Consider the following 1,154-nt stretch of genomic DNA (forward strand, 5'->3'; position numbering starts at 1 on the left):
GCGGCACATCAAGCACCCTCGCGAAGATCCCCGCAAGGACCTCCTCCACCGGCGACGACGCCGCCCGGAACACACCCCCCGAAAACACCGGCTCCGGCAGAGCCCGCTTGTCCAGCTTCCCGTTCACCGTCAACGGCAGATCATCAACCACCATCACCACCGCGGGCACCATGTACTCCGGCAGCCGTTCACCTGTGATCCGGCGCAGTCGGGCGCCGTCGAGCTCACTCGCGCTGGGCGCCGCGCCCGTGTTCGCGCCCGTGTCCGGGACGACGTAGCCGACGAGCCGCTTCTGCCCCGGAACGTCCTCACGAACCCGGGACCGTACGGACACGCCACGAACCGCGACGCGGTCAGTCCAGGACGCCGCACATACCCGCGAGCGACTCCGCGACCGGCGATGTACAGCTCGCCGATCACGCCGGTCGGCACCCGCCGCAGCCCTGAGTCCAGGACGAACAGCGCGTCACCGGGGACCGGCGAACCGATGGGTGCGCCGTGGCCGGGACGCATGGGTGCGCTCATCGCGGCGTAGACGGTGGCTTCGGTGGGCCCGTAGGAGTTGAACATGTCGCGGCCTGGCGCCCAGCGGTCGACCAGTTCGGCCGAGCTGGCCTCACCGCCCACGAAGATCGCCCGTACGTGGTCGAGGCCTTGGGGTGACAGCCGGTCCAGTGCGGACGGCGTCTGGGTGAGGACCGTCACCTGTTCGTCGACGAGGAGGTCGTGGAAGTCGGTGGCGGAGTGGACGGCGTCCTCGGGGACGACGACCAGGCGCCCGCCGTGCAGCAGCGGCCCCCACATCTCCCACACCGACACGTCGAACACATAGGAGTGGAACAGCGACCACACCTGTCCCGGCGCCAGCTCGGCCTTCCGTGACGGCATGGCGAGGAGGTGTGCGACGTTGGCGTGGGTGACGGCGACGCCCTTGGGGGTGCCGGTCGTCCCGGAGGTGTAGATGACGTACGCGGTCCGGTCGGCATCGGGGTACGAGAAGGCCGTGGTCGGCTGCCGGGAAAGGCCCGGGTCCTCGACGTCCACGACGACCGCCGCCACCCCACCGCCGTCAAACCGCTCCGACAGCTCCCCGGTAGTCACCACTACCACCGGCGCCGCGTCTTCAAGGACGAAAGCCACCCGCTCGTCGGGGT

The 1,154-nt window shown here is 70.0% G+C and carries 1 protein-coding gene and 1 pseudogene; both read right to left on the reverse strand.

Annotation, left to right across the window (positions count from 1 at the left end; translation table 11 throughout):
• Nucleotides 1–334, reverse strand: a 334-nt coding sequence (locus IG78_RS53010; RefSeq protein ID WP_430739071.1) for an AMP-binding enzyme, incomplete at its 3' end; no start/stop codon positions are given.
• Between the two features lie 98 nt (nt 335–432).
• Nucleotides 433–1,140 (reverse strand): annotated as a pseudogene (locus IG78_RS43610) (AMP-binding protein); the annotation flags it as partial.
• Nucleotides 1,141–1,154 lie beyond the last annotated feature (14 nt).

Source organism: Streptomyces aureocirculatus, from assembly GCF_000720475.1.
Classification (GTDB): domain Bacteria; phylum Actinomycetota; class Actinomycetes; order Streptomycetales; family Streptomycetaceae; genus Streptomyces; species Streptomyces aureocirculatus.